The following is a 20,386-nucleotide window of genomic DNA, read 5'->3' as shown; positions in this document are numbered from 1 at the left end:
GGCTCTCGCCGCCCCAGATTCACCTCGTCAGGCTTTCGCGGTCTTGGCGCCTGCGCCAAGGGCGGCGGTGCGCAGCACGTAGTAGATAATGCCGGCGATCGCCACCCCGAAGAACCAGCCATAGACGCCCCACCAGGACGGCAGCCAGTTGGTGAAGTTGGGCAGGATCGACGAGAAGATGGCGCCGATGCCGGCGGCGATGAAGGCGTTGACGTGCCAGCCGCCCTGGAAACGGAACTCGCCGTCCTCGCGATAAAGCGCCTCGACGTCGACCTCGCCCTTCCGGATCAGGTAGTAGTCGACCATCATCACGCCGAAGATCGGCCCCATTGTCGCGCCGATGATGTTGACGAAGGAAGCGGCACTGCCTTCCCACGGCGCGAAGGGGTAAAGCAGCAGGGCAATCACGGCCGCGATATAGCCGCCCTTCTTGAAGTCGATCTGCCTGGGAAAGACGTTGGAGAAGTCGAAGGCCGGCGAGACGAAGTTTGCCACCACGTTGATGCCGAGGGTTGCCACGGCAAAGGTCAAGGCTGCGAGCGCTGCCAGGAACCAGCTGTCGAATTTCGCCGAGATCTGGTCGGGATGCAGCAGCACCTCGCCATAGACATCAAAGGCGGCAATGGTGGTGACGCCGGCGACCAGCGAAAACAGGATCAGGTTGATCGGCAGGCCCCAGATGTTGCCCTTGCGCAGCGATGCCTTGTCCGGCGCGTAACGGGCGAAATCGCAGAAGTTGAGATAGAGCGCCGAGAAATAGGTGACCCAGATTGCCGCCACCGCAAACAGCGAGGTCCACGATCCCGGCGTGCCCGGCACGCCCGCGTCCTTCGTCTTGTCCAGCAGCACGTCCATCGGGATATCGCTGGTGAAGGCAAATCTCCCGGATTTGACGCAGAGATAGATCGCCAGGATCAGCATCATCACCCAAACCGCGGGGCCGGCCCAGTCCTGGAAGCGGCGCACCGTTTCCATGCCGTTCTGGATGATCAGCAGTTGCAGCCCCCAGATGACCACGAAGCAGATCACCTCCAGGCCGGTATGGCCGAGGAAATGCGTGCTGGCGTTGAAATCGGCGAACCATTGTGTGCGGATCAGCAGCGCCACGATCGCGCCCGAGGCGGCGGCCGTCTGCGCGCCGTACCAGAAACAGGCGACGATGGCGCGCACCAGTGCCGGTATGTTGGCGCCCCAGATGCCGAAAGAGGCGCGGGCAAGCACGGGGTAGGGCACGCCCGTCTTCACGCCGGCATAGCCGACCATGTTCATCAGCACATAGATGATCAGCGATCCGATGCCGATGGCGATGATGAAATTGACGAAGCCGCCGCAAAACAGGAACAGACTGGCGGCAAGATAGTAGCCCCAAAGGCTGTGGACGTCCGATGTCCAGACGTTGAAGATCGAGAATGGTCCCCAGTTTCGAACTTTGGCCGGAGCCAGATCCTCGTTGTACAGATCAGGTGAAGCACCCTGTATCGTCATGGCAATGTTCCCCTTTTGCAGCACGCGCCCTCACGCGTTGACCGCGTGCAGGTTAAGCCTGCCGCAGGGGAACCGACAAGCAACCTATTTGCCGGCTTTGGCCTTAAAGATATTCAATGAGAACTGCGATTATCGATGCAAGGCGATGGTGGGTCATCGCTGAACCCGGCACGGATGATTCGAAGTTCGACGCTGGGATTCCAATCTGAAACGGTGGCTGCCGACATCTTCGGTCGGCGCCATCTAAGCGATGGCCATCACCTGCTTGTGGTCCGCGACTTCAGCGAGCAGCCAATCCTGAAACAGGCCGGTGCCTGGTTTGTTGCCGATGCTGCGACGCTGATGCAGGTAAATGCCGGCCGGATAGGTGTGACGGACATGGAACGGCGCGACCAGTTTGCCTTGCTGTAGAAAATCTTGCGCCATGATCGTGTCCGCAAGCGCTATTCCGGCGCCATTGATCGCTTCGCGCATGATGAGCGTACAATCATCCAGTGTTGTGCTGGATTTTGGCGTCGTTTCCAGAACGCCTTCCTGCTCCAGCCAACGCTTCCATCTCATGGTTTCGCATTCATGGATCAGATGATGATTGACCAGATCGGCCGGCGATCGCAGCGGCACAGGCCCCTCCAAAAGCGAAGGCGCACAGACCGGGGTCAAAAGCAGCGGGATCAGCAGCGTCAAAGCCGGGCCGGCCTTGTAGACGAACTCGTCGACAATGGCCAAATCGAAGTTGGCGCGCTTGCCTGAAGTGGAGATCTCCAAATCCACCGACGGATGCAACCGGCGAAAGTTCGGCAACCGGTCCGCCAGCCAAAGGTTCAGAACGGTGGGCACGCACAAGACCCGGACCCGTTGGATCTTGCCGTGGCGCGAGCCGTCCGAGAGGCTGACGTCATCGGTGGCGCGCCAGATGGCTTCGAACGCCTCCGAGAGGCTGCGCGCATAGTAGGAGCCCCTGATGGTTGGCGTTATCTGGCGAAAACCGCGTTCGAACAGGTCCTGGCCAAGATTTCGTTCAAGCGCGCGGATGTGGCGGCTGACAGCCGAGGGTGTCAGATGCAGTTCTTCCGCCGCGTCCTTGACGCTGCCGAGGCGAGCGGCGGCCTCGAAAGCGCGCATGCCATTGAGTGAGGGAAGGGCCATTGGACGATCATGAATTGTCAGTTGAGTTTTTGTCAATCGACATGGGCAGAATTCGCGTTTGATTGCCTGCCCCCTTAGGGGATACCCAGAGGACAAGAGCAATTAAGTCGTCTCAAGCGACTGTTTGGGAACACCGGTACCATACCATCGACGGCTGAGACCGGCTTGACCAGTCTCACCGGTGGAGAGCGAAGCTTTGCTCGGTATCGCCGCAATTGGAGAGAGCGCCAGCCTATGCCTCAATCGCCAGCGCCGGTCTTCGAAGCTGCGGAGGAGATTTCCGCGGAAACCTCCGTCGTCGTGATTTTGCAAACTGCCCAACCAGGCTTTGGTCCCCGGGCAGCGGCTCTGGACGCTGAGATGAGCGGGATTCTCTCTCGTGCATGCTCTGACCCGGCCGCCTTGGCCGGATTCGGCACCTGCATCGATCTTATCGCCCCGCAGGCAGTATCGACCAAGCGCGTGGTTGTCCTGGCCTTGGGCAAAGCCGAAGCCGTAACCACCCTCTCGTTGGCGCGCGCCGGCGGTCTGCTTGCCGCACATCTGGAAGGCAAGGGGGAATGCGCGGCCACTCTGGTCCTGGACCCCATCGCTGGCATTGAACTATCCGGCGCCGAAATCCTGGCGCGTGTCGCGCTTGGCATGCGGCTGCGCCGCTATCGTTTCGACATGCGCAACCGGCGGCAAGGAGCGGGAGCGGATCGAACCTTGCGGGTGAAACTAGTCGGAGCCGGCGGCCCGGATCTGACCGCGGCGCTGACGCGGATCAATGCAATCGCCGACGGCGTCGAATATGCACGCACCTTGGTCAACCTGCCGCCAAACCATCTCCACCCCGACAATTTCCATGATCATCTGGAGCCGCTGCGTGAAGCCGGCATCGACATCGAAATGCTCGATGCCGCGCAACTGAAGGAGCTCGGCATGAACGCGCTCCTCGCCGTTGGGTCGGGCTCGGCGCGTCCGCCACGGGTCGCTGTCCTGCGCTACCGCGGCAAGGGTGCTCCCGCCCAACCACTCGCTTTCGTCGGCAAAGGCGTCTGCTTCGATTCGGGAGGCCTCTGCATCAAGGGCGGAGCGCAGATGTTCGACATGAAAGCCGACATGGGCGGAGCGGCGGCTGTGGTCGGCCTGCTGATCGCGCTCGCCCGGCAAGGCAGCCCGGTACACGTTGTCGGTGTTCTCGGCATCGCCGAGAACATGCCATCGGGCACCGCGCTCAAACCGCGCGACATCATCACCACGGCCTCGGGACAGACAGTGGAAGTGTTCGACACGGATGCGGAGGGACGCCTGCTTCTGGCCGACTGCCTCTACTATGCAGCCACGCGCTTCAACCCTTCGGTGATCGTCGATCTGGCGACGCTGACCTATTCGGTGACGCGTGGCCTGGGGTCGATATTCGCAGGCCTATTCAGCACCGACGATGCCATCGCTTCACAGATGATCGCGGCCGGAGAAACGGTCGGCGAGCGGTTCTGGCGGCTGCCGCTCGACCGGGCCTATGATGAGGGTCTGCAATCGCCGTTCGCGGACCTCAGGCATCATGCCAAGGACATGGAAGACGGCGACGCTCCCTATGCGGCGGCCTTCCTGCGTCACTTCACGGAAGACCGCCCCTGGGTGCATCTCGACATCGCCAGCAAGGAACTGACCGACACCGATCGGCCTCTCGGCAGGCAAGGCGCCACGGCATTTGGCGTGCAGATGCTGGAAGAATGGGTGCAGGTCACCCGCAACATGAGTTAGGGCGCCTGCCGTCACGGACAAATACAAGATGCCTTCAAACGCGCTGGGAACTGGGATGTCATCTGAGATCATAGGCATGGAAGGACGGGCCGCTTTCGGCGCCTTCGAGACCTGGTATCGGGTCACCGGTGATCTCGGTGGCGAAAAGGCGCCTGTGGTGATCCTGCATGGCGGCCCGGGCGTCGCTCACAACTATGTCGATGCCTACAAGCTTCTTGCGCGAAGGGATCGCGCCGTCATCCACTACGACCAGTTGGGCTGCGGCAATTCCACCTTGCTGCCTGAGAAAGGCGCCGATTTCTGGACACCTGGGCTGTTCATCGACGAGCTTGAAAACCTGGTCGACCATCTCGGCATTCGGACGGGCTTCCACGTCCTCGGCCAGAGCTGGGGCGGCATGCTGGGCGCCGAATATGCCGTGACGCGGCCGCAGGGCCTGAAGTCGCTGACCATCGCCAACTCGCCGGCTTCCATGAAACTGTGGGTCGAAGAGGCCAACCGGTTGCGTGCGGATCTGCCTGCGGATGTGCAGGAGACCCTGACCCGGCACGAGCAGGCCGGCACGACGGACGACGCAGCGTACCAGGCGGCGACGATGATGTTCTACGAGCGGCATGTCTGCCGGGTCGTGCCTTTCCCGCCCGAAGTCACGGAAAGTTTCGCCCAGGTCGTGCGCAATCCGACCGTCTATAATCTGATGAATGGACCGAACGAGTTCCACGTCATCGGAACGTTGAAGAACTGGAGCATCGTCGACCGTCTGCCGGCCATCGATGTTCCCACGCTGATCATCTCCGGACGTCACGACGAGGCCACGCCCGCGACCGTGCAGCCCTACAAGGACGGCATCAAGGGGTCGCGCTGGGAGATATTCGAGCATTCCAGCCACATGCCGCATGTCGAAGAGCAAGATGCATGCATGCGGGTAGTGGGAGACTTCCTGGACCACAACGACAATTGAAAAAAGGGGAATGAAGACATGAAGAAACTGCTTCTGGCGGCAACAGCCGCGGCATTGCTGGCCGGTACATGGCTGGCCCCGGCACAGGCCGAATATCTCAAGGAGCACCGAGGCGGCACCATCCGCCTGCTGGCCCGCTCCGCGGCCGGAACGCTCGATCCGCACATCAATTACACGGACCAGGGCTGGCAGATGTACCAGCCGATCTATGACGGCCTGGTGGCCTTCCGCAAGGCCGAGGGCATGGACGGCTTCACCATCGTTCCCGATCTGGCCGAGGCCCTGCCGCAGGTCAGCAATGACGGTAAGACCTTCACCTTCAAGCTGCGCAAGGGCATCAAGTTCTCCAGCGGCCAGGATCTTGGCGTGAAGGACATCGTTGCTTCCTTCCAGCGCATCTTCAAGGTTTCCGGACCGACCTCCGGCACGTTCTATGCCGGTATCGTCGGTGCCGACAAATGCCTGGCCGACACCAAGAGCTGCACGCTGGAAGGCGGCGTTGTCGGCGACGAAGCGGCCGGCACCATCACCATCAACATCACCAAGCCGGATGCCGAGCTGCTCTACAAGCTTGCCTTGCCGCATGCCGTGGTCCTGCCGGCGGACACGCCCGCCGAAGACATGGGTTCCAAGCCCATTCCCAGCACCGGCGCGTACATGATCTCCGCCTTCGACCCGAACAAGGGCATGACGGTTTCCCGCAACCCCAATTTCAAGCAGTGGAGCGAAGAAGCTCAGCCGGACGGCTATCCGGATGTCGTCCAATATGATTTCGGCCTGTCCGAAGAGGCAGCCGTCACCGCGATCCAGAACGGCGAAGCGGACTGGATGTTCGACGCTCTGCCCAGCGATCGCCTGGGCGAACTGGGCAGCAAGTCCATGGACCAGCTGCACATCTCACCGCTTTCGGCTTGGTGGTACGCGCCGCTGAACAACCGTCTCGCACCCTTCGACAATGAAAAAGCCCGCCAGGCCGTTGCCTATGCGATCGATCGCAACACGCTGGTCAAGCTGTTCGGCGGCAAGGTGCTGGCCTCGCCGGTCTGTCAGGTCCTGCCCCCGGACTTCCCCGGCCATGAAGACTATTGCCCCTTCACCAAGAATCCGGGCGCCAAATGGTCGGCTCCTGATCTCGACAAGGCAAAGCAGCTCGTCGAGGACTCCGGCACCAAGGGCCAGAAGGTGACGATCATCGTCGAGGACACCGCCATTTCGCGGTCCATCGGCGTCTATCTGCAGAGCGTTCTGACCAGCATCGGCTATGTCGCCGACGTCAAGCCGATCTCGTCGAACATCCAGTTCACCTACATCCAGAACACCAACAACAAGGTGCAGATGTCCGTTACCCAATGGTACAAGGACTATCCTGCGGCTTCGGACTTCCTGAACATCCTGTTCAGCTGCGCCTCCTTCCGTGAAGGTTCGGACGCCTCGATCAACATCGCCGGCTTCTGCGACAAGGAAATCGACGCCAAGATGCAAAAGGCATTGGACCTCGGCGTCACCGATCAGAAAGCCGCCGACAAAATGTGGGCTGAAATCGACAGGCAAGTCACCGACAAGGCACCCGCCGTTGGCCTCTTCACGCCGAAGCGGCTTGACTTTGTCAGCAAACGTCTCGGCAATTTCAAGTTCAACCGGCAGTTCAACTGGATGATCACCCAATCCTGGGTGCAGTGATGGCCTGGGTGCAGTAACGAACCGCGGAGGGCACGTCCGTGTCGAACGTAGCTGTCGCCGCGCCGCGCAAGACGCGAGGGCCCTGGGCCGTCGCGTTTGCGAAGCTGGCAAGGGACAGGGCTGCCATGGCGTCGCTGGCCGTGTTCCTCCTCATCGTCCTTGCCTGCCTCAGTGCGCCTCTTTATGCAAAATGGGCAGGCGTGGACCCCTTCGCCTCGACGCTCGACGCCGTCATCCAGATCGACGGTGCCGACGTTCCGGTGATGGAACAATCGACGGAAGGGCTGGGGCTTGGCTACACACCGCTCGGCCCGACCTGGCGGCTGGGCAATTATTTCCTCGGCGCCGACAGCCAGGGGCGCGATGTCATGGCCAGGATGCTCTATGGCGGGCTGAGCTCGTTGCTGATCTCCGGAGCAGCCACCATCTTCACCCTGATCCTGGGCACGGCGGCGGGATTGATCGCCGGCTATTTCGGCGGCGTCACCGACACGGTGCTGTCGCGGTTCCTCGACATACTGTGGGCGTTCCCGATCTATCTGCTGGCGATTTCGCTCTCCATCGTCACCATCGCGCATGGCATCACGATCGGACCGATCCAGATCGAGTCCGGCAGCCTGTGGCTGCCTGTCATCATCATCGGCATCGTCTACGTGCCCTATGTAGCCCGCCCAATACGCGGGCAGGTTCTGGCACTGCGCAAAAGCGAGTTCGTGCTGGCCGCGATCAATCTGGGCGTGCCGGGGTGGCGCATCCTGTGGCGCGACATCCTGCCCAACGTCACCACCACGCTCATCGTCTTCGTGCCGCTTATGATGGCGCTGAACATGCTTACGGAATCAGCCCTTTCCTTCCTGTCGATCGGCGTTCAGCCGCCGGCCGCGAGCTGGGGCACCATCATCCAGGACGGACAGGCGCTGCTTTACACCAGGCCATTGGTGGCGCTGGTGCCGGGCCTGGCGATCGCGGTTTCCGTCATGGCGCTCAATGTCTTCGGCGACGGCCTGCGCGACGCGCTCGATCCGCGCTCCAAGGTTCGGCTGGGGCGCGACTGATGATCTACGCAATCCTGCGCCGGTTCGGCCAGATGCTGTTCGTGATGTTCGGCATCTCGGTCATCGTTTTCCTGATTTTCTTCGCAACGCCGGGCGCCGACCCGGCTGCGCGCATCGCCGGCCGCAATGCATCGCCCGAAGTGCTGGAGGCGGTACGCCACAGCTTCGGCTTCGACCGGCCGCTCTACGTGCAATATGTGACGATGATGGAGAAGATCTTCGTCACCGGCGACCTGACCTCCTTCGTCAATCGTGGCTGGAAGGTGGTGCCCGCCGTCATGGATTCGATCCCGGTCACGCTCTCGCTGGTGTTCGGAGCGGCGATCCTGTGGGTGGTGGTCTCCATCATCATCGGCATCGCCGCCGCCGCCACGCGCGGCAGCTGGCTGGACAAGCTGCTGATGGCGCTAGGGCTGCTCGGCATTTCCATGCCGGTCTATTGGTTGGGCGAAGTGATGAACCTGATCACCCAGAGCCGCTATCACGACAGCTGGGCGTTCTCCTGGGTGCCACCGCTCGGCTACAAGAATTTCTCCGATGATCCGAAGGGCTGGTTCCTGACCCTGGTCATTCCCTGGATCACACTGTCCATTCTCTATATCGGTATTTACGGGCGCGTGCTGCGCGCGGCAATCATCGAATCCCTGCAGGAAGACTATATCCGCACGGCCCGGGCCAAGGGGCTGTCGGAAACCCGTATCCTGCTGCGCCATGCCTTGCGCACGTCGCTCATCGCCTTCGTCACCCTGTTCGGCCTGGATTTCGGCGCGCTGGTCGGAGGCTCGGCCTTGCTGACGGAGGTGGTGTTCGGGCTGCACGGCATCGGCAAGCTCACTTATGACGCGCTGCAGAATCTCGATCTTCCGATGATCATGGCAACGGTGATGTATGCTTCCATGTTCGTGGTTGTCGCCAATGCGGTCGTCGATTTCGTCTACATCCTTCTCGATCCGCGCCTGAGGACATCATGATACTGTCGGTGCGCGACCTCAGAGTTTCCTTCCGCACAAATGATGGCCTGGTGCGGGCCATAGATGGCGTTTCCTTTGACCTCGAGGAAAGCGAAATCCTCGGCGTCGTCGGTGAGTCCGGTTCCGGCAAGACCGTGTCGCTGCTGGCCGTCATGGGTCTCATCACCGATCCCAACGCCACCATCGAAGGGTCGATCCGCTACAAAGGCCGCGAACTCGTGGGACTGCCCGCGCGCGAACTCAGGCGGCTGCGCGGCAACGAGATCGCGATGATCTTCCAGGATCCGATGACGGCGCTGACGCCTGTCTACACGATCGGCTGGCAGATCGCCGAACAGATCCGCGCGCATCGCAACATCAGCAAGTCCAAGGCGATGGAGCGCGTGGAGGAACTGCTGGCCGAGGTGAATTTTCCGAACCCGCACGAGGCGATGTCGCGCTACCCGCACCAACTGTCCGGAGGCATGCGTCAACGGGCGGTGATCGCAATGGCTTTGTCCTGCAATCCGGCGCTTCTGGTGGCTGACGAACCGACCACCGCGCTCGACGTCACGGTGCAGGCCGGCATTCTCGATCTGGTGCGCAAGCTGCGCGCGACGCACAAGTCGGCGGTCGTCTTCATCACACATGACATGGGCGTGGTCTCCGACCTCGCCGACCGGGTCATGGTCATGTATGCCGGCCGCGTGGTGGAGCGCGGCAGTCGCGCGGAGCTGTTTTCCGATCCGCGACACCCCTATACGCGCGCGCTGCTGGGTTCGATCCCGCCGCTGACCGGCGAAAAACCACGGCGCTTGCCGGCCATTCCCGGTTCGCCGCCGTCATTGCTGCGATTGCCGCAGGGCTGTGCGTTCGGTCCGCGGTGCCCTGTTCACTACGAGCCCTGCGAGGCCGGCAAGCCCGACCTCGGGAGCGGCACCCATGCCGCGGCATGCTTCAGGGTGGCACAGGCATGAGCGGACCGATGATCGACAAGAACCGCCCAATCCTCGAGACGCGTTCGCTGGGCAAGCGCTTTTCCATCGGCAGCCGTTTCTCCGCCGAAGGCAAGCGAACCGTTCATGCGGTCGACAATGTTTCCCTGACCGTGTGGCGCGGCGAGACGGTCGGTCTGGTCGGCGAATCCGGATGCGGCAAGTCCACGTTGGCGCGTTGCCTGGTGAGGCTCTACGACATATCGGACGGCGAGCTTCTGTTCGAAGGCAACGACATCACCTCCAAGTCGCTGTCCGAACTCAGGCCGCTGCGGCGCCGCCTGCAAATGGTTTTCCAGGATCCGTCGGCGTCGCTCAATCCGCGCCGGCGCGTCGGCGACCTGGTGGCCGAGCCGCTGCGCATCAATGGCAGGCTCTCGTCGAGCGAGATCACCAAACGCGTGGCGGAACTGTTCGACCTTGTCGGCTTGCTGCCGGATCACGTCATGCGGTTTCCGCACGAATTTTCCGGCGGACAACGCCAGCGCGTCGGCATCGCGCGGGCTATTGCATTGAATCCGGACCTCGTGGTCCTGGACGAACCCGTCTCCGCGCTCGACGTGTCGGTGCAGGCGCAAATCGTCAACCTGCTTGCCGATCTGCAGGAGAAGCTCAATCTCACGTACATCTTCATCGCCCACGACCTGTCGGTGGTGCGCCAGGTGTCGACCCGCATCGCGGTCATGTATCTCGGCTCGATCGTCGAGGAAGGTCCGGCGGAAGAGGTGTTTGCGGCACCAGCCCATCCTTATAGCCAGGCACTGATCTCGGCGGTTCCCGTCGTGGAGACGACGCCCGGTGGGACGCGCAAGCGCATCATCCTCACCGGCGACGTACCGAGCCCTCTGAACCCTCCAACGGGCTGCCGTTTCCATCCCCGATGCCCAATCGCGGCGGAGCGCTGCCGTTCGGAGCGGCCACAGCTGCGGGAATACCGACCCGGTCGCAAAGTCGCCTGCCACTTCCCCACGATGTAGGCGACACTCACGACCGCACGGGTGATCGCCTTCGCCTGATAGATTTCTAAAAGATTCCATTTTTATCTGGAACCAACCGGCTGTTGGCGCGTTTGGGGGGGTTCGATCGAGCGCATTGCGGTCGACCGGGAGGAAACGATGGATCAATTGCATTTCTTTTCGCCCGTGCGGATTTCGCGCGGGCAAGGACACCCTGTGGAAGAAATCGATAATGTTGCCGAAGCCATGATGTTCTTGCGGAAATGGCCGACAGGACGGCGCGGTCCGGTTTATCAGTGCGCGCTGAATTGTTGCTCGGCCGCCTTGTCGGGTCAGATGTCGGCCGAGGAAGCAAGGAAAGCGTTCACCGGCTTTGCCCGCATCACGCGTCTTCTCGATGACGACATGGCGTTGCCGGTGCCCGGCGAAGGCGAGGCAAGGGTGCACGCGTTGCGGCGATAGGCTATTGTCCTGACGGACCTACAAGGACTCGCGCTGCAGCGGGGCGGGTCTTGTTGTGCAATGCGCTCGGTCTGGCGGGTCGAAAGTTCGTCCTGCGTGGCACACTTTCACAGCGGACGCTCGTCGTTCATGCTTACTTCAGTCACGAGCTTGCGGCGAAGCGCCATCGTGTAGTCGTCTGGCCCCTTCGGCGTCATGACGAAGGCCTGGGAACCGCCAATCACCGATCTGGCAAAATAGGATGCCAGAGGTTCGTCGGGATTCTCATCCTCCGTCGGGATGGCGATTGCATTGATCGTATATCCCTTGGCTATGGCGTTCGACCTGCTCGGCTGGACGGGAAGCCCGTCGTTGTTCTCGCCATTGGAGGAGATATCGATGACTTTCTTGGCCGCCTTTCCCGGAAACTGGTCGAGCAGGAGACTGCCGATGTCGATAGCCGAGGAAACGGATGTTCCGCCTCGCCCTCTGCGGATGAAGCCGGCATCGCCTTTCCTGCTGATCACCGCAGCCGCCGCTTTGGCATCTTCCAGTCCGCAGATGCTTGTCCACGGCAGCACGACGCGTGCGTGTCCGGGGCTCGACCATTCAAAATAGGCAACGCCGATGCAGCCAACATAATTCCGGCTGATGGCGGCGATGATCTCTGGCGAGGTGAGTGCCGCGGCATGTCCCTCGCGTTGCATATCGGCAATCTTCGGATCGATGGATGACGAGAAGTCGACCGCGAACACGATGGCGACGTCAACGTTCGCGGCATGGGCCGAGGCTCCCCAAAACAGCGAAGCTGCAAGTATTCCTGTCACTCTCGAGATTGAACCGGCCGGCGTCAGGAGACTGCCCCAGCCTGTCGCCCGCACCCGTTTGCGAAAGGATGGGGGGCCGGCGTCCTGATGATACACACTGCCAAACATGTCATTCTCCATCTCGACATCCGGTCGTTTCAAAAGCGAGCTCAACATGTGGAAATCTGGTGGATCGCCTTGGTGCCCACGCCGAACAGCAGCAGATCGGCCTTGGTCCACAAGAGATAACAGCCGAGCAAAGTCAGTGGCATGGCGAGGGCCGCGAAGGAGCCGCCCGACCAGACCTCAGGCAAAGCACGGCCGAGGGCCACTGTCGTCGCCAGCATTGCCGGCAACCGGCTGGCGAGCACCGCACTGCGGAACGGATCGGGCCAAGCGGCCGGCCACATCGGAATTGGCGTGCCGGGCCTGTGGAAGGTGCTGCCGAATTTGCCCAGCGCATGCAGCAGGCCGGAGGTCGCCGCAAGCAATGGATCGCCGAGCAGCAACAGGGCAATGCCGAGCCCGATCGCACCCAGGCCCGACAGGAAGTCGCCCAGACGGTTGAGGGCGGGATCGGGAGCATCCGGCCTTGCCCAGGCCCGGTGATAGGCCTCGCCGCCCCAGAAGAAGACCAGGGTGGTCAAGGTCAGCGCAACAGTGCCATGGCTGCCAGCGAAGTATTCGATCACCGCCATGGTGACGCTGCTTCCCTCATGCAAGCCGACCGGCGCGGTGGCAATCTGGATCGCGAGACCGACAATGAGGCCGAGCGCGTTGCCGCTGTTGTAGTAGCCGCCCGGTCCCCTCATGCGGGCGCGAAGCGCCGATGCCAAATGTGCGATCGGAAGAAGGATTCTCCGCGCGTCCATCACTGCGCCCCCGCGAGAAGTCCGGCCGCCATCGGCAAAGCCACCGCCGCCTGACTGATCGACGCCACTGCCCCCGTGTCGGGCGGCAACCGGGGCCGGAATAGGTTTCGCATCACCGGCAAGGGTCATCACATTCCTCCACTGGACCTGAATTGTTGGGGTGACGATCGCCTGCCCAATTTGCGGCGGCAGCTGCAAAGGCAGGGGCCCCGTCGAAGGGTTGAACCGAAGCGGTTCGCAAGGACGTGCGTGCCTGCGGCGCTCGGTTCGACAGTGCCACGGACAGGATCGCACCCAGAATGATGGCGGCACCCAATGCGCTCGCGGACGAGCTCCGCTCGCCGAGAAAGATCGCCGCGCCCAGCGCCCCGAAAACGCTTTCTGCGCTGACGATCACGGCGGCGTGGCTGGCCGGCGTAAAGCGGAGGGCAACCGTCTGTATGCCGAAGGCAATCGCAGTGGAGAACACGCCGAGGATCGCCAGTTCCGGGCCGGCTGCGAATGCGGCGGCCAACGACAGATTGCCTTGCATTGCGCCGAGCGGCAGGGCGAAGGCGGCGGCGCCGAAGAACTGTGTCGCGGCTGCGGTGAACGGCCGCGCATGCACCTGCATGTGCCGACCCAGTTCGACTGCCCAGAGCGCATAGCAGGCAGCCGAGAGGACAGCGGTGAGATCGCCACTGCTGAACCCGGCAATCCCATCCGACAACAGCAGGGCTCCAACAACGGTCAGCCCGGCGGCGACCGTGAGACTCGCTGTCGGACGTTCGCCTACGAGAAACCAGGCGGCCAGCGGTGTCATTACCGTTGCCGTGCTGACCAGGAAGCTCGCATTGGTGACGGAGGCGCCGAGATAGCAAAGCTGCTGGAGCGTGATGGAGATGGCAAACAGCGCGCACACCTTGGCCAAGCTGGAAAAATAGTCCGGCCCGAGCGGAAGCCGCCTCTCCATCAAGACAAAGGGCAACACAAGCAGGCCGCCGATCAGGCAGCGCAGACCCACCGCACTCAGCGCGTCGAGATGCACAAGCACCATCTTTTGCGAGACATTGCCGAAGCCCCACAAAGCGGCTGCGAATAGCAGCAGCAAATTGGCTCTTGTCCTGGACACGCGTCCCCCTCGAACCAAGCCTTTCGTTGACTTGGTCACCTTAATTTAGCAAAGCCTAAACAGCCTGCCGTTACGGCAGCGCTTGAGCGCGAAGGCCGACTGTTGCGAAGCGTTAGTTTTGAGTTAGGATTTCGTCAGGCTGGGATAGCAAATGCAAAGTGAGGACAGGGGCGCTGCAAATAGAATCTCACTCTTCGGCGGTTTCCGGATTGAAAATGAAACGGCCGGTCCGCTTCGGCTGACCGGGAAACGAGGGCCGGCAATCATCGCCTATCTGGCCCGATGTCCTGGCATGGCGGCGACGCGGGAGAGGCTGGCTGACCTCCTATGGGGCGACAGCGACGGCGAACATTCGCGCAACAGCCTTCGGCAAGCCCTCAGTGTCCTGCGCCAGGATCTGGCGCGAGAGGGGGTGGATCTCATTCATTCCAGCGGTGAGCTGATCGCCCTGAGGCCAGAGGCCGTTCAAGTCGACGTGGAGAAGTTCGAAACGGGTCTCTCGGCACGTTCCGCCCAGGACCTCGCGAAGGCCTTGGCGAACTACACCGGGCCCTTCCTCGACGGGCTTTACCTGGGAAGCAATGCGTTCGATGACTGGATCACATCGGAACGCGACAGGCTGCTCGGCCGCGCGCTTGAGTCCTTCGAAAAACTGGCCCGTCTCGTCGACCCTGATGCCGGGCTGATCCTGGCCGATCGTATTGTGACCATGGAACCGACACGGGAAGAATCCTATCGGCTCAAGATGGAATTGCTGCTCGCATGTGGCCAACGCGACAGGGCAATCAGGACATACGAAGCTTGCAGAAGCATGCTGAAGAAGGAGTTCGGCGTCGAAGCCGGCCCTGAAACGCGGGCGCTTTGGCAATCTCTGTTGCTTGCCGCCGACGACACCTCAAATGTGCAGTCGACAAGTGGTGTTCCGGCCAGCCAGCGCCTTGGGCGTCCCTCCATCAGCGTTGCCGACTTCGTCAATCTGACCGGAAAGCAAGGCGACGACTTTTTCGCCAAGGGACTTGTCCAGGACATCACGACAGCCCTCTCCGAAGTGGCCGACTATGTCGTGCTCGCCGCGCTTCCGCCCGAAAAGAGCGGTCCGGGCGAAGAAGCCAAGACGCCAGGGATACTCCGGGCGCGATATATGCTCAGCGGCAGCGTCCAGAGATCCGGCAATGGGTTGAGGGTGAATGTCCAGCTCGTCGATGCCGCCGGCGGCCACCACGTCTGGGCCCAGAAGTTCGACGGCCACTCCGAGAACGCGCTCGAATTCCAGGACAGGATCGCACAGTCTGTTGTACTTGCCGTGATCCTCGAACTTCAACTGACCAACTGGAAGGTTCGAGACAAAAGCCCGCCGGGTGCCCCTGAAGTGCGCAGGCTGGTCAACGAAGCTCTCATGAAATATTTTGAGATGACTCGGGACTCACTTCTGGTCGGGATAGAGCTTGCCGAGAAGGCCTTCTCGCTTGGTCCCGACAACGCCCGTGCAAAGCGGACGCTCTCGATCGTAATATCCATGGGCGTGGCGTTTGGTGCGCTGCCTCGGGAGCGAGGGGTGATCGAGCGTGCGGTCGAGCTTGCGGAAGCCGCGGTGCGGGCGGTACCGGACGATGAAATTGCCCGATGTATCTTGTCGTTCGCTCTCGAAAGTTGCGGTCGTATCGACGAGGCGATCGCCGAATGCCGCCACGCGATCAGCCTCAACCCAAGCTACCCGACTGGCCACGGCGATATTTCGATGCTCTTTGCGTTGCGCGGACAGGTCGACGAAGCGGTGCGCGAGGCCAACGAAGCAATCCGGCTCGGAACGCACGATGTGATCGACTTCTGGCGCCACCACGGCCTGGTTGTGGCGCTCTTCGCTGGCGGAGACAACCAGCGGGCGCTCGAAGCTGCCCGCAAAGTGGTCAGGACAAAGCCGGGCTTCGTTCGCGGCGCCCTTTATTGGGCCGCGACCGCGTCGGCCACCGGAAACAACGAAGAAGCGTCCCGGGCCATCCACCATTGCCTGTCACAACTTCCGCATCTCAATCTGAGCAATGTCTGCCCTGGCTTTGTGCCGCGCTATGTGAAGGATCATCACCATTCCCGGTTCCTTGAGATGCTGTCGAGGGCTGGCCTCCCCAGTTCCTAGCCACAGTCCAGTTTGCCTGGGGTGCCTGGAAGGTTTTCGAACTTTCTGTCGTGCAACTCCCGTCGAGATGCGCGCGCTTCTGAAGGAGGTCGGGATGTGTGGATCGTAAGCGGTGTTCTCAGGCCACGTCCTTAGCTCAAGCGCCCAGATATAGGTCCAAGGTAGCAGGCCGTCTATCTGGCTGTTCGGATGGCGGTTGAAGACCCTAGTGAGCACGTCGGCGAGATAGCCGAGTGGGTCGACGTCATTGAGTTTGCAGATTGCGAGGCTCACATTAGATTGTGATAAAATAGGTGTTGGAGAATTTTCCGGCCGCGCCAATGGCGCGGCTTGGGACCCCGACCTAAGAACGGCAGCAATGAGAAACTGATGATCTTGGCATGAGACACCATCGCCCAACAGAACGGCGCGTTACTATCAGACGAGATGTATCGTCATAAAATGGTCAGCCGTTCACCGAGTCCTTGAGAGCCTTTGCCGGCTGGAAGACGATCTTCTTCGATGCGGCGATCTTGATCGTGGCTCCAGTCGACGGGTTGCGGCCATCACGTGCTGGTTTGTTCTGTACCTTGAACTTGCCGAAGCCATTGAGGCTGATTTCCTCGCCCTTGGCAGCGGCTTCCGCAATGCCCTTCAACACATCCTCGACCACGGATTTCGCTTGGGTTTTCGACAGGCCGTGCGCGTCTGCAAGGCGTTCGGCAATATCGATCGTGTTTACAGCCATCGTTTCCATCCCTTCTGAATTGGTTCAACCGATTGGCCTTATGGCACAGGAAATTCCACACTGTCATCGGGTCATGGAACTGAATCCGGTGCAAACCAACGCTCGAACCGGGAATTTCCACCACTCTGTCTCGAAAGTCCCGCAGCGCATGACCTCGGCATCAGACGCCCGGCGTGTAGACGACCCTTTCCCAGCAATGCCTCGCCGGTGTGAGGCGTAATTGCACATTCGGCCATGCGGTGGAGGATCGGGTGTGACGGGAATCGTCACGGCATTTGGCGGCTTGGAAGCCGCTGCCCTCAGCAATCAATTGGCCTTCGGAGCTGCCCAAGCTCGACGATCCCAACTTCCCCGCTCCGCTCTACGCGAGCTTGGCCGAGACCGACACCGGGGGCGACTTCTCGCTCATCTGGTCACGACGCGCCGCGGAGTGGTCCGTCAAGCACTAAGCCCCGCCAAGGCGGGGCTTTGTCATGTTCAAGTCCGCCGATGCCTAAGCTCTGCCAGCATGAAGTCAAAAAAATGAGGATCCGAGGCCCAGGTGATGTTGACGCGGATGCCTGCCTTGGCAGGTTGGCGCTCCGGCGAAAACACGGTACCAGGTGCGATAAAAATCCCCTGGCGAGCGCCTTCCCGGGCGAGGGCGATGTCATCGACATAGTCGGGAAGTTCCAGATAGACGTAGTATCCACCTGTCGGCTCGGCAAAGAGCTTAAGACCCATCTTCTGAAGGCGGGGAACGACCGTCTCGGTGGCCTGCTGCACACGCTGCGCCAAACGCTTGAGGTGGCGCCGATAGTGACCTTCACTGATCAATCCATGGATCAACCGCTCAATGTGTCCTGAGCTGTTGACTGTCGTCAGCATCTTCAACTCGGCAAGGGAAGCGATAAGGTCGGGGCGCGCGGCGATATAGCCGCAGCGCAGGCTGGCCGACAACGTCTTGGCAAAGGTGCGCACGCAGATGACGTTCCGCAACTGGTCGAGAGGCGCAAGGCCAACGCCACGGACCGTCGGCAGGTCGACGAACGGGTCGTCCTCGACCACCAGCATGTCGCAGCGCGCGGCGATCGTCAGGATCGAGTGAGCCGTCGGCAGGTTGGTCGAGCTGCCGGTTGGATTGTGCGCAAGCGATTGTGTGAAGAACAGCTTCGGACGCTCGCGCTCGGCCTTGCCGGCGAGATCGTCGAGGTCCGGACCGGTCGGCGTCCGCTTCACGCCGATCATGCGGATCTGCGCCAGCTTCAGCTTGGCGAAAAGCGGGTAATAGCCGGGGTCGTCGACCAGCACGGTATCGCCGGCGACGAGGAAGCGGCGTATGATCAGGTCCAGTGCGTGGTTGGCGCCGAATGTCAGCAGGATTTGGTCCGGGCTCGCCTGCACCTCGCGCTCCATGAGGTCGAAGGCGAGGCGCTCGCGCAGCGCCGGCAGGCCCATCGCCGAACCATAGCCGTCGCTGCTGGACCTCTGGTGCCGGCCGAGCAGCCCGAGATGGCGCCGCACTTCCGATTCCTCCATCCATGAGGCGGGCGGCCGCCCGTCGCCGACGCGGATCGAAAAGCTCTCCTCCAACTGCGCATTGAGCAGCGAGGCGATGTCGACCGCTTCCGCGACATGGCGGGGACGCTCGCTCGGCGTCTGCCGGCGACGCTCGGCAACCATGAAGCCGGCGCCGGGCCGCGAAAACGCGATGCCCGCGGATACCAGCCGGTCATAGGCATCGACGATGGTGTTCTTGGAAACGTCGAATTGCTCGGCGGCCTTGCGTATCGACGGAAGCTTGGCGCCGACGGCAATCGAGCCGGTCTCGATGCGCCTTCTGATCTCTGCCGCCACGGCCTCGGCGCGCGTCATCCCAGAACATCCTCCGATGGGCTGCGTGCCCTGATATGGACTGGTACAGTTTGTCGCTGTTTCCTGTAGCTGTACCTTGATAGATGGTATCAGTTAAACGATAGCTGCCTCAACGACAAGCATTCGCAGGGAGGCGATCGTGATGGTGGCTGTCCAGGACAGCGGTGTCGAGCCGCGGCTGAATTCCCGCATCGAGAAATTCCGCGACCTGTCGCCGGCCGATCGCCTGGCGACGGTCGGCGACGCCGCTCGTCTTGGGCAGGCGGATCGCGATGCCTTGCGCGGCGGCGTCCTGCCGCTCGATCTCGCCAACGGCATGATCGAGAATGTGGTCGGCACTTTCGAGATTCCGCTCGGCGTCGCCACCAATTTCACAATTAACGGTCGCGATTACCTCATCCCGATGGCGGTGGAAGAGCCGTCGGTGGTCGCCGCCGCCTCCTACATGGCGCGCATCGCCCGCGGTTGCGGCGGCTTCGAGACATCGAGCACCGCACCGATCATGCGGGCACAGGTGCAGATACTCGGTCTGTCCGATCCGCACGGCGCACGCGCCAGGCTGCTGTCCGCCCGCGACCAGATCATCGCCGCCGCCAACGAGAAGGACCGGGTGCTGATCGGCCTCGGCGGCGGCTGCCGCGAGATTGAAGTGCAGGTGTTCGAGGAGACGCAAGTCGGACCGATGGTGGTGCTGCATCTGCTCGTCGACGTGCGCGACGCGATGGGCGCCAACACGGTCAATACCATGGCCGAGGCAGTCGCACCGATGATCGAGCGCATTTCGGGTGGCACCGTCCGGCTGCGCATCCTCTCCAACCTGGCCGACCTCAGGCTGGCGCGGGCGCGGGTGCGGCTGACGCCGAAGGCACTGGCGACGAAGGAGTTCACCGGCGAGCGTATCGTTGCCGGCATCGTCGAGGCCTGTTCGCTGGCGATCGTCGATCCTTACCGCGCGGCCACGCACAATAAGGGCATCATGAACGGCATCGATCCAATCGTCGTCGCGACCGGCAACGACTGGCGGGCGATCGAGGCCGGCGCCCACGCCTGGGCGGCGCGCGGCGGCCGTTATACGTCGTTGAGCCGCTGGGAGATCGACGCCGCCGGAAACCTCGTGGGGACGCTGGAAATGCCGATGGCGCTGGGCATGGTCGGCGGCGCCACCAAGACGCACCCGGCCGCGCGCGCAGCGCTGAAACTCCTCGGCGTGACCACGGCGCAAGAGCTTGCCGAGGTCACCGTCGCGGTCGGGCTGGCGCAGAACATGGCGGCGCTCAGGGCGCTGGCAACCGAAGGCATCCAGCGTGGACACATGGCGCTGCATGCCCGCAACATAGCCATCGTGGCGGGCGCGAGCGGCGCGAATATCGATGCGGTGGCAAAGGAACTTGCGGCGGATCACGATGTGCGCGTCGATCGCGCCAGGGAAATCCTGCTCAGACTGGGCAAAGAGGAGGCCTGAGC

At 62.0% G+C, this 20,386-nt stretch carries 18 protein-coding genes and 1 pseudogene; 11 read left to right on the top strand and 8 right to left on the bottom strand.

Annotated elements, in window-relative coordinates; genetic code table 11:
* Window positions 1–27: 27 nt before the first annotated feature.
* Together AC0L24_RS09285 and AC0L24_RS09280 are read right to left on the bottom strand one after the other, a co-directional pair.
* A complete protein-coding gene (locus tag AC0L24_RS09285) occupies window positions 28–1,485 on the bottom strand; it encodes an NCS1 family nucleobase:cation symporter-1 (protein WP_127268714.1) in 1,458 nt (485 codons plus the stop codon).
* 243 nt (window positions 1,486–1,728) lie between these two features.
* Entirely contained in the window at window positions 1,729–2,631 is a 903-nt protein-coding gene (locus AC0L24_RS09280; RefSeq protein ID WP_127397238.1) for a LysR family transcriptional regulator, read from the bottom strand.
* 234 nt (window positions 2,632–2,865) lie between these two features.
* Between AC0L24_RS09280 and AC0L24_RS09275 the strand changes: the two genes are divergently transcribed.
* The 8 genes from AC0L24_RS09275 (at window position 2,866) to AC0L24_RS09240 (ending at window position 11,439) form a co-directional block, all read left to right on the top strand.
* A complete protein-coding gene (locus AC0L24_RS09275; RefSeq protein WP_127810446.1) occupies window positions 2,866–4,380 on the top strand; it encodes a leucyl aminopeptidase in 1,515 nt (504 codons plus the stop codon).
* Between the two features lie 55 nt (window positions 4,381–4,435).
* Window positions 4,436–5,341 (top strand): proline iminopeptidase-family hydrolase, encoded by a 906-nt coding sequence (locus AC0L24_RS09270; protein WP_127810445.1) that lies wholly within the window; start codon window positions 4,436–4,438, stop codon window positions 5,339–5,341.
* 18 nt (window positions 5,342–5,359) lie between these two features.
* A complete protein-coding gene (locus AC0L24_RS09265) occupies window positions 5,360–7,021 on the top strand; it encodes an ABC transporter substrate-binding protein (RefSeq protein WP_128288101.1) in 1,662 nt (553 codons plus the stop codon).
* 38 nt (window positions 7,022–7,059) lie between these two features.
* Window positions 7,060–8,076: an ABC transporter permease gene (locus AC0L24_RS09260; protein ID WP_063167981.1), complete on the top strand. Its 1,017-nt coding sequence runs from the start codon at window positions 7,060–7,062 to the stop codon at window positions 8,074–8,076.
* Complete coding sequence (locus tag AC0L24_RS09255) at window positions 8,076–9,047, top strand: ABC transporter permease (RefSeq protein ID WP_127397495.1); 972 nt, start codon at window positions 8,076–8,078, stop codon at window positions 9,045–9,047. Before AC0L24_RS09260 ends, AC0L24_RS09255 begins: the two co-directional genes overlap by 1 nt.
* The gene (locus AC0L24_RS09250) at window positions 9,044–10,003 is read left to right on the top strand and encodes an ABC transporter ATP-binding protein (protein WP_292135265.1); all 960 of its coding nucleotides are present in this window, start codon (window positions 9,044–9,046) and stop codon (window positions 10,001–10,003) included. The genes AC0L24_RS09255 and AC0L24_RS09250 overlap by 4 nt, the downstream gene beginning before the upstream one ends.
* Before the next feature lie 8 nt (window positions 10,004–10,011).
* The gene (locus AC0L24_RS09245) at window positions 10,012–10,998 is read left to right on the top strand and encodes an ABC transporter ATP-binding protein (protein WP_473563711.1); all 987 of its coding nucleotides are present in this window, start codon (window positions 10,012–10,014) and stop codon (window positions 10,996–10,998) included.
* A gap of 138 nt (window positions 10,999–11,136) precedes the next feature.
* Window positions 11,137–11,439 (top strand): DUF982 domain-containing protein, encoded by a 303-nt coding sequence (locus AC0L24_RS09240; protein ID WP_127397494.1) that lies wholly within the window; start codon window positions 11,137–11,139, stop codon window positions 11,437–11,439.
* Between the two features lie 107 nt (window positions 11,440–11,546).
* On the opposite strand, the gene AC0L24_RS09235 is transcribed toward AC0L24_RS09240, so the two are convergent.
* The 3 genes from AC0L24_RS09235 to AC0L24_RS09225 all read right to left on the bottom strand — a co-directional run bounded on the left by AC0L24_RS09235 (window position 11,547) and on the right by AC0L24_RS09225 (window position 14,207).
* Window positions 11,547–12,353, bottom strand: coding sequence for a DUF1194 domain-containing protein (locus tag AC0L24_RS09235; RefSeq protein WP_127810441.1), 807 nt, complete (start codon window positions 12,351–12,353; stop codon window positions 11,547–11,549).
* A gap of 41 nt (window positions 12,354–12,394) precedes the next feature.
* Window positions 12,395–13,096, bottom strand: a complete 702-nt coding sequence (locus AC0L24_RS09230) for a hypothetical protein (protein ID WP_127810440.1) — start codon at window positions 13,094–13,096, stop codon at window positions 12,395–12,397.
* Between the two features lie 112 nt (window positions 13,097–13,208).
* The gene (locus AC0L24_RS09225) at window positions 13,209–14,207 is read right to left on the bottom strand and encodes a DMT family transporter (RefSeq protein ID WP_127323081.1); all 999 of its coding nucleotides are present in this window, start codon (window positions 14,205–14,207) and stop codon (window positions 13,209–13,211) included.
* Window positions 14,208–14,358: 151 nt separating this feature from the next.
* On the opposite strand from AC0L24_RS09225, the gene AC0L24_RS09220 reads away from it, so the two are divergent.
* Window positions 14,359–16,341: a BTAD domain-containing putative transcriptional regulator gene (locus AC0L24_RS09220; protein ID WP_127810439.1), complete on the top strand. Its 1,983-nt coding sequence runs from the start codon at window positions 14,359–14,361 to the stop codon at window positions 16,339–16,341.
* Between the two features lie 150 nt (window positions 16,342–16,491).
* On the opposite strand, the pseudogene AC0L24_RS09215 reads toward AC0L24_RS09220, so the two are convergent.
* Both AC0L24_RS09215 and AC0L24_RS09210 read right to left on the bottom strand, forming a co-directional pair.
* A pseudogene (locus AC0L24_RS09215) lies at window positions 16,492–16,599 on the bottom strand (transposase domain-containing protein); the annotation flags it as partial.
* A 187-nt stretch (window positions 16,600–16,786) separates the two neighbouring features.
* Window positions 16,787–17,068, bottom strand: coding sequence for an HU family DNA-binding protein (locus tag AC0L24_RS09210; protein WP_095089546.1), 282 nt, complete (start codon window positions 17,066–17,068; stop codon window positions 16,787–16,789).
* 275 nt (window positions 17,069–17,343) lie between these two features.
* Here AC0L24_RS09210 and AC0L24_RS09205 point away from each other — a divergent pair, with 275 nt between their 5' ends.
* The gene (locus AC0L24_RS09205) at window positions 17,344–17,517 is read left to right on the top strand and encodes a DUF736 family protein (RefSeq protein WP_206622034.1); all 174 of its coding nucleotides are present in this window, start codon (window positions 17,344–17,346) and stop codon (window positions 17,515–17,517) included.
* A 28-nt stretch (window positions 17,518–17,545) separates the two neighbouring features.
* Here AC0L24_RS09205 and AC0L24_RS09200 read toward each other — a convergent pair whose 3' ends face one another.
* The gene (locus AC0L24_RS09200; RefSeq protein ID WP_473563662.1) at window positions 17,546–18,922 is read right to left on the bottom strand and encodes an aminotransferase-like domain-containing protein; all 1,377 of its coding nucleotides are present in this window, start codon (window positions 18,920–18,922) and stop codon (window positions 17,546–17,548) included.
* Window positions 18,923–19,064: 142 nt separating this feature from the next.
* Here AC0L24_RS09200 and AC0L24_RS09195 point away from each other — a divergent pair, with 142 nt between their 5' ends.
* Complete coding sequence (locus AC0L24_RS09195; protein ID WP_127811398.1) at window positions 19,065–20,384, top strand: hydroxymethylglutaryl-CoA reductase, degradative; 1,320 nt, start codon at window positions 19,065–19,067, stop codon at window positions 20,382–20,384.
* Window positions 20,385–20,386 lie beyond the last annotated feature (2 nt).

It is taken from the genome of Mesorhizobium sp. WSM4809 (genome assembly GCF_055811655.1).
The sequence above is the reverse complement of the archived record's forward strand: the minus strand, read 5'-3'. Positions and strand labels throughout refer to the sequence as shown.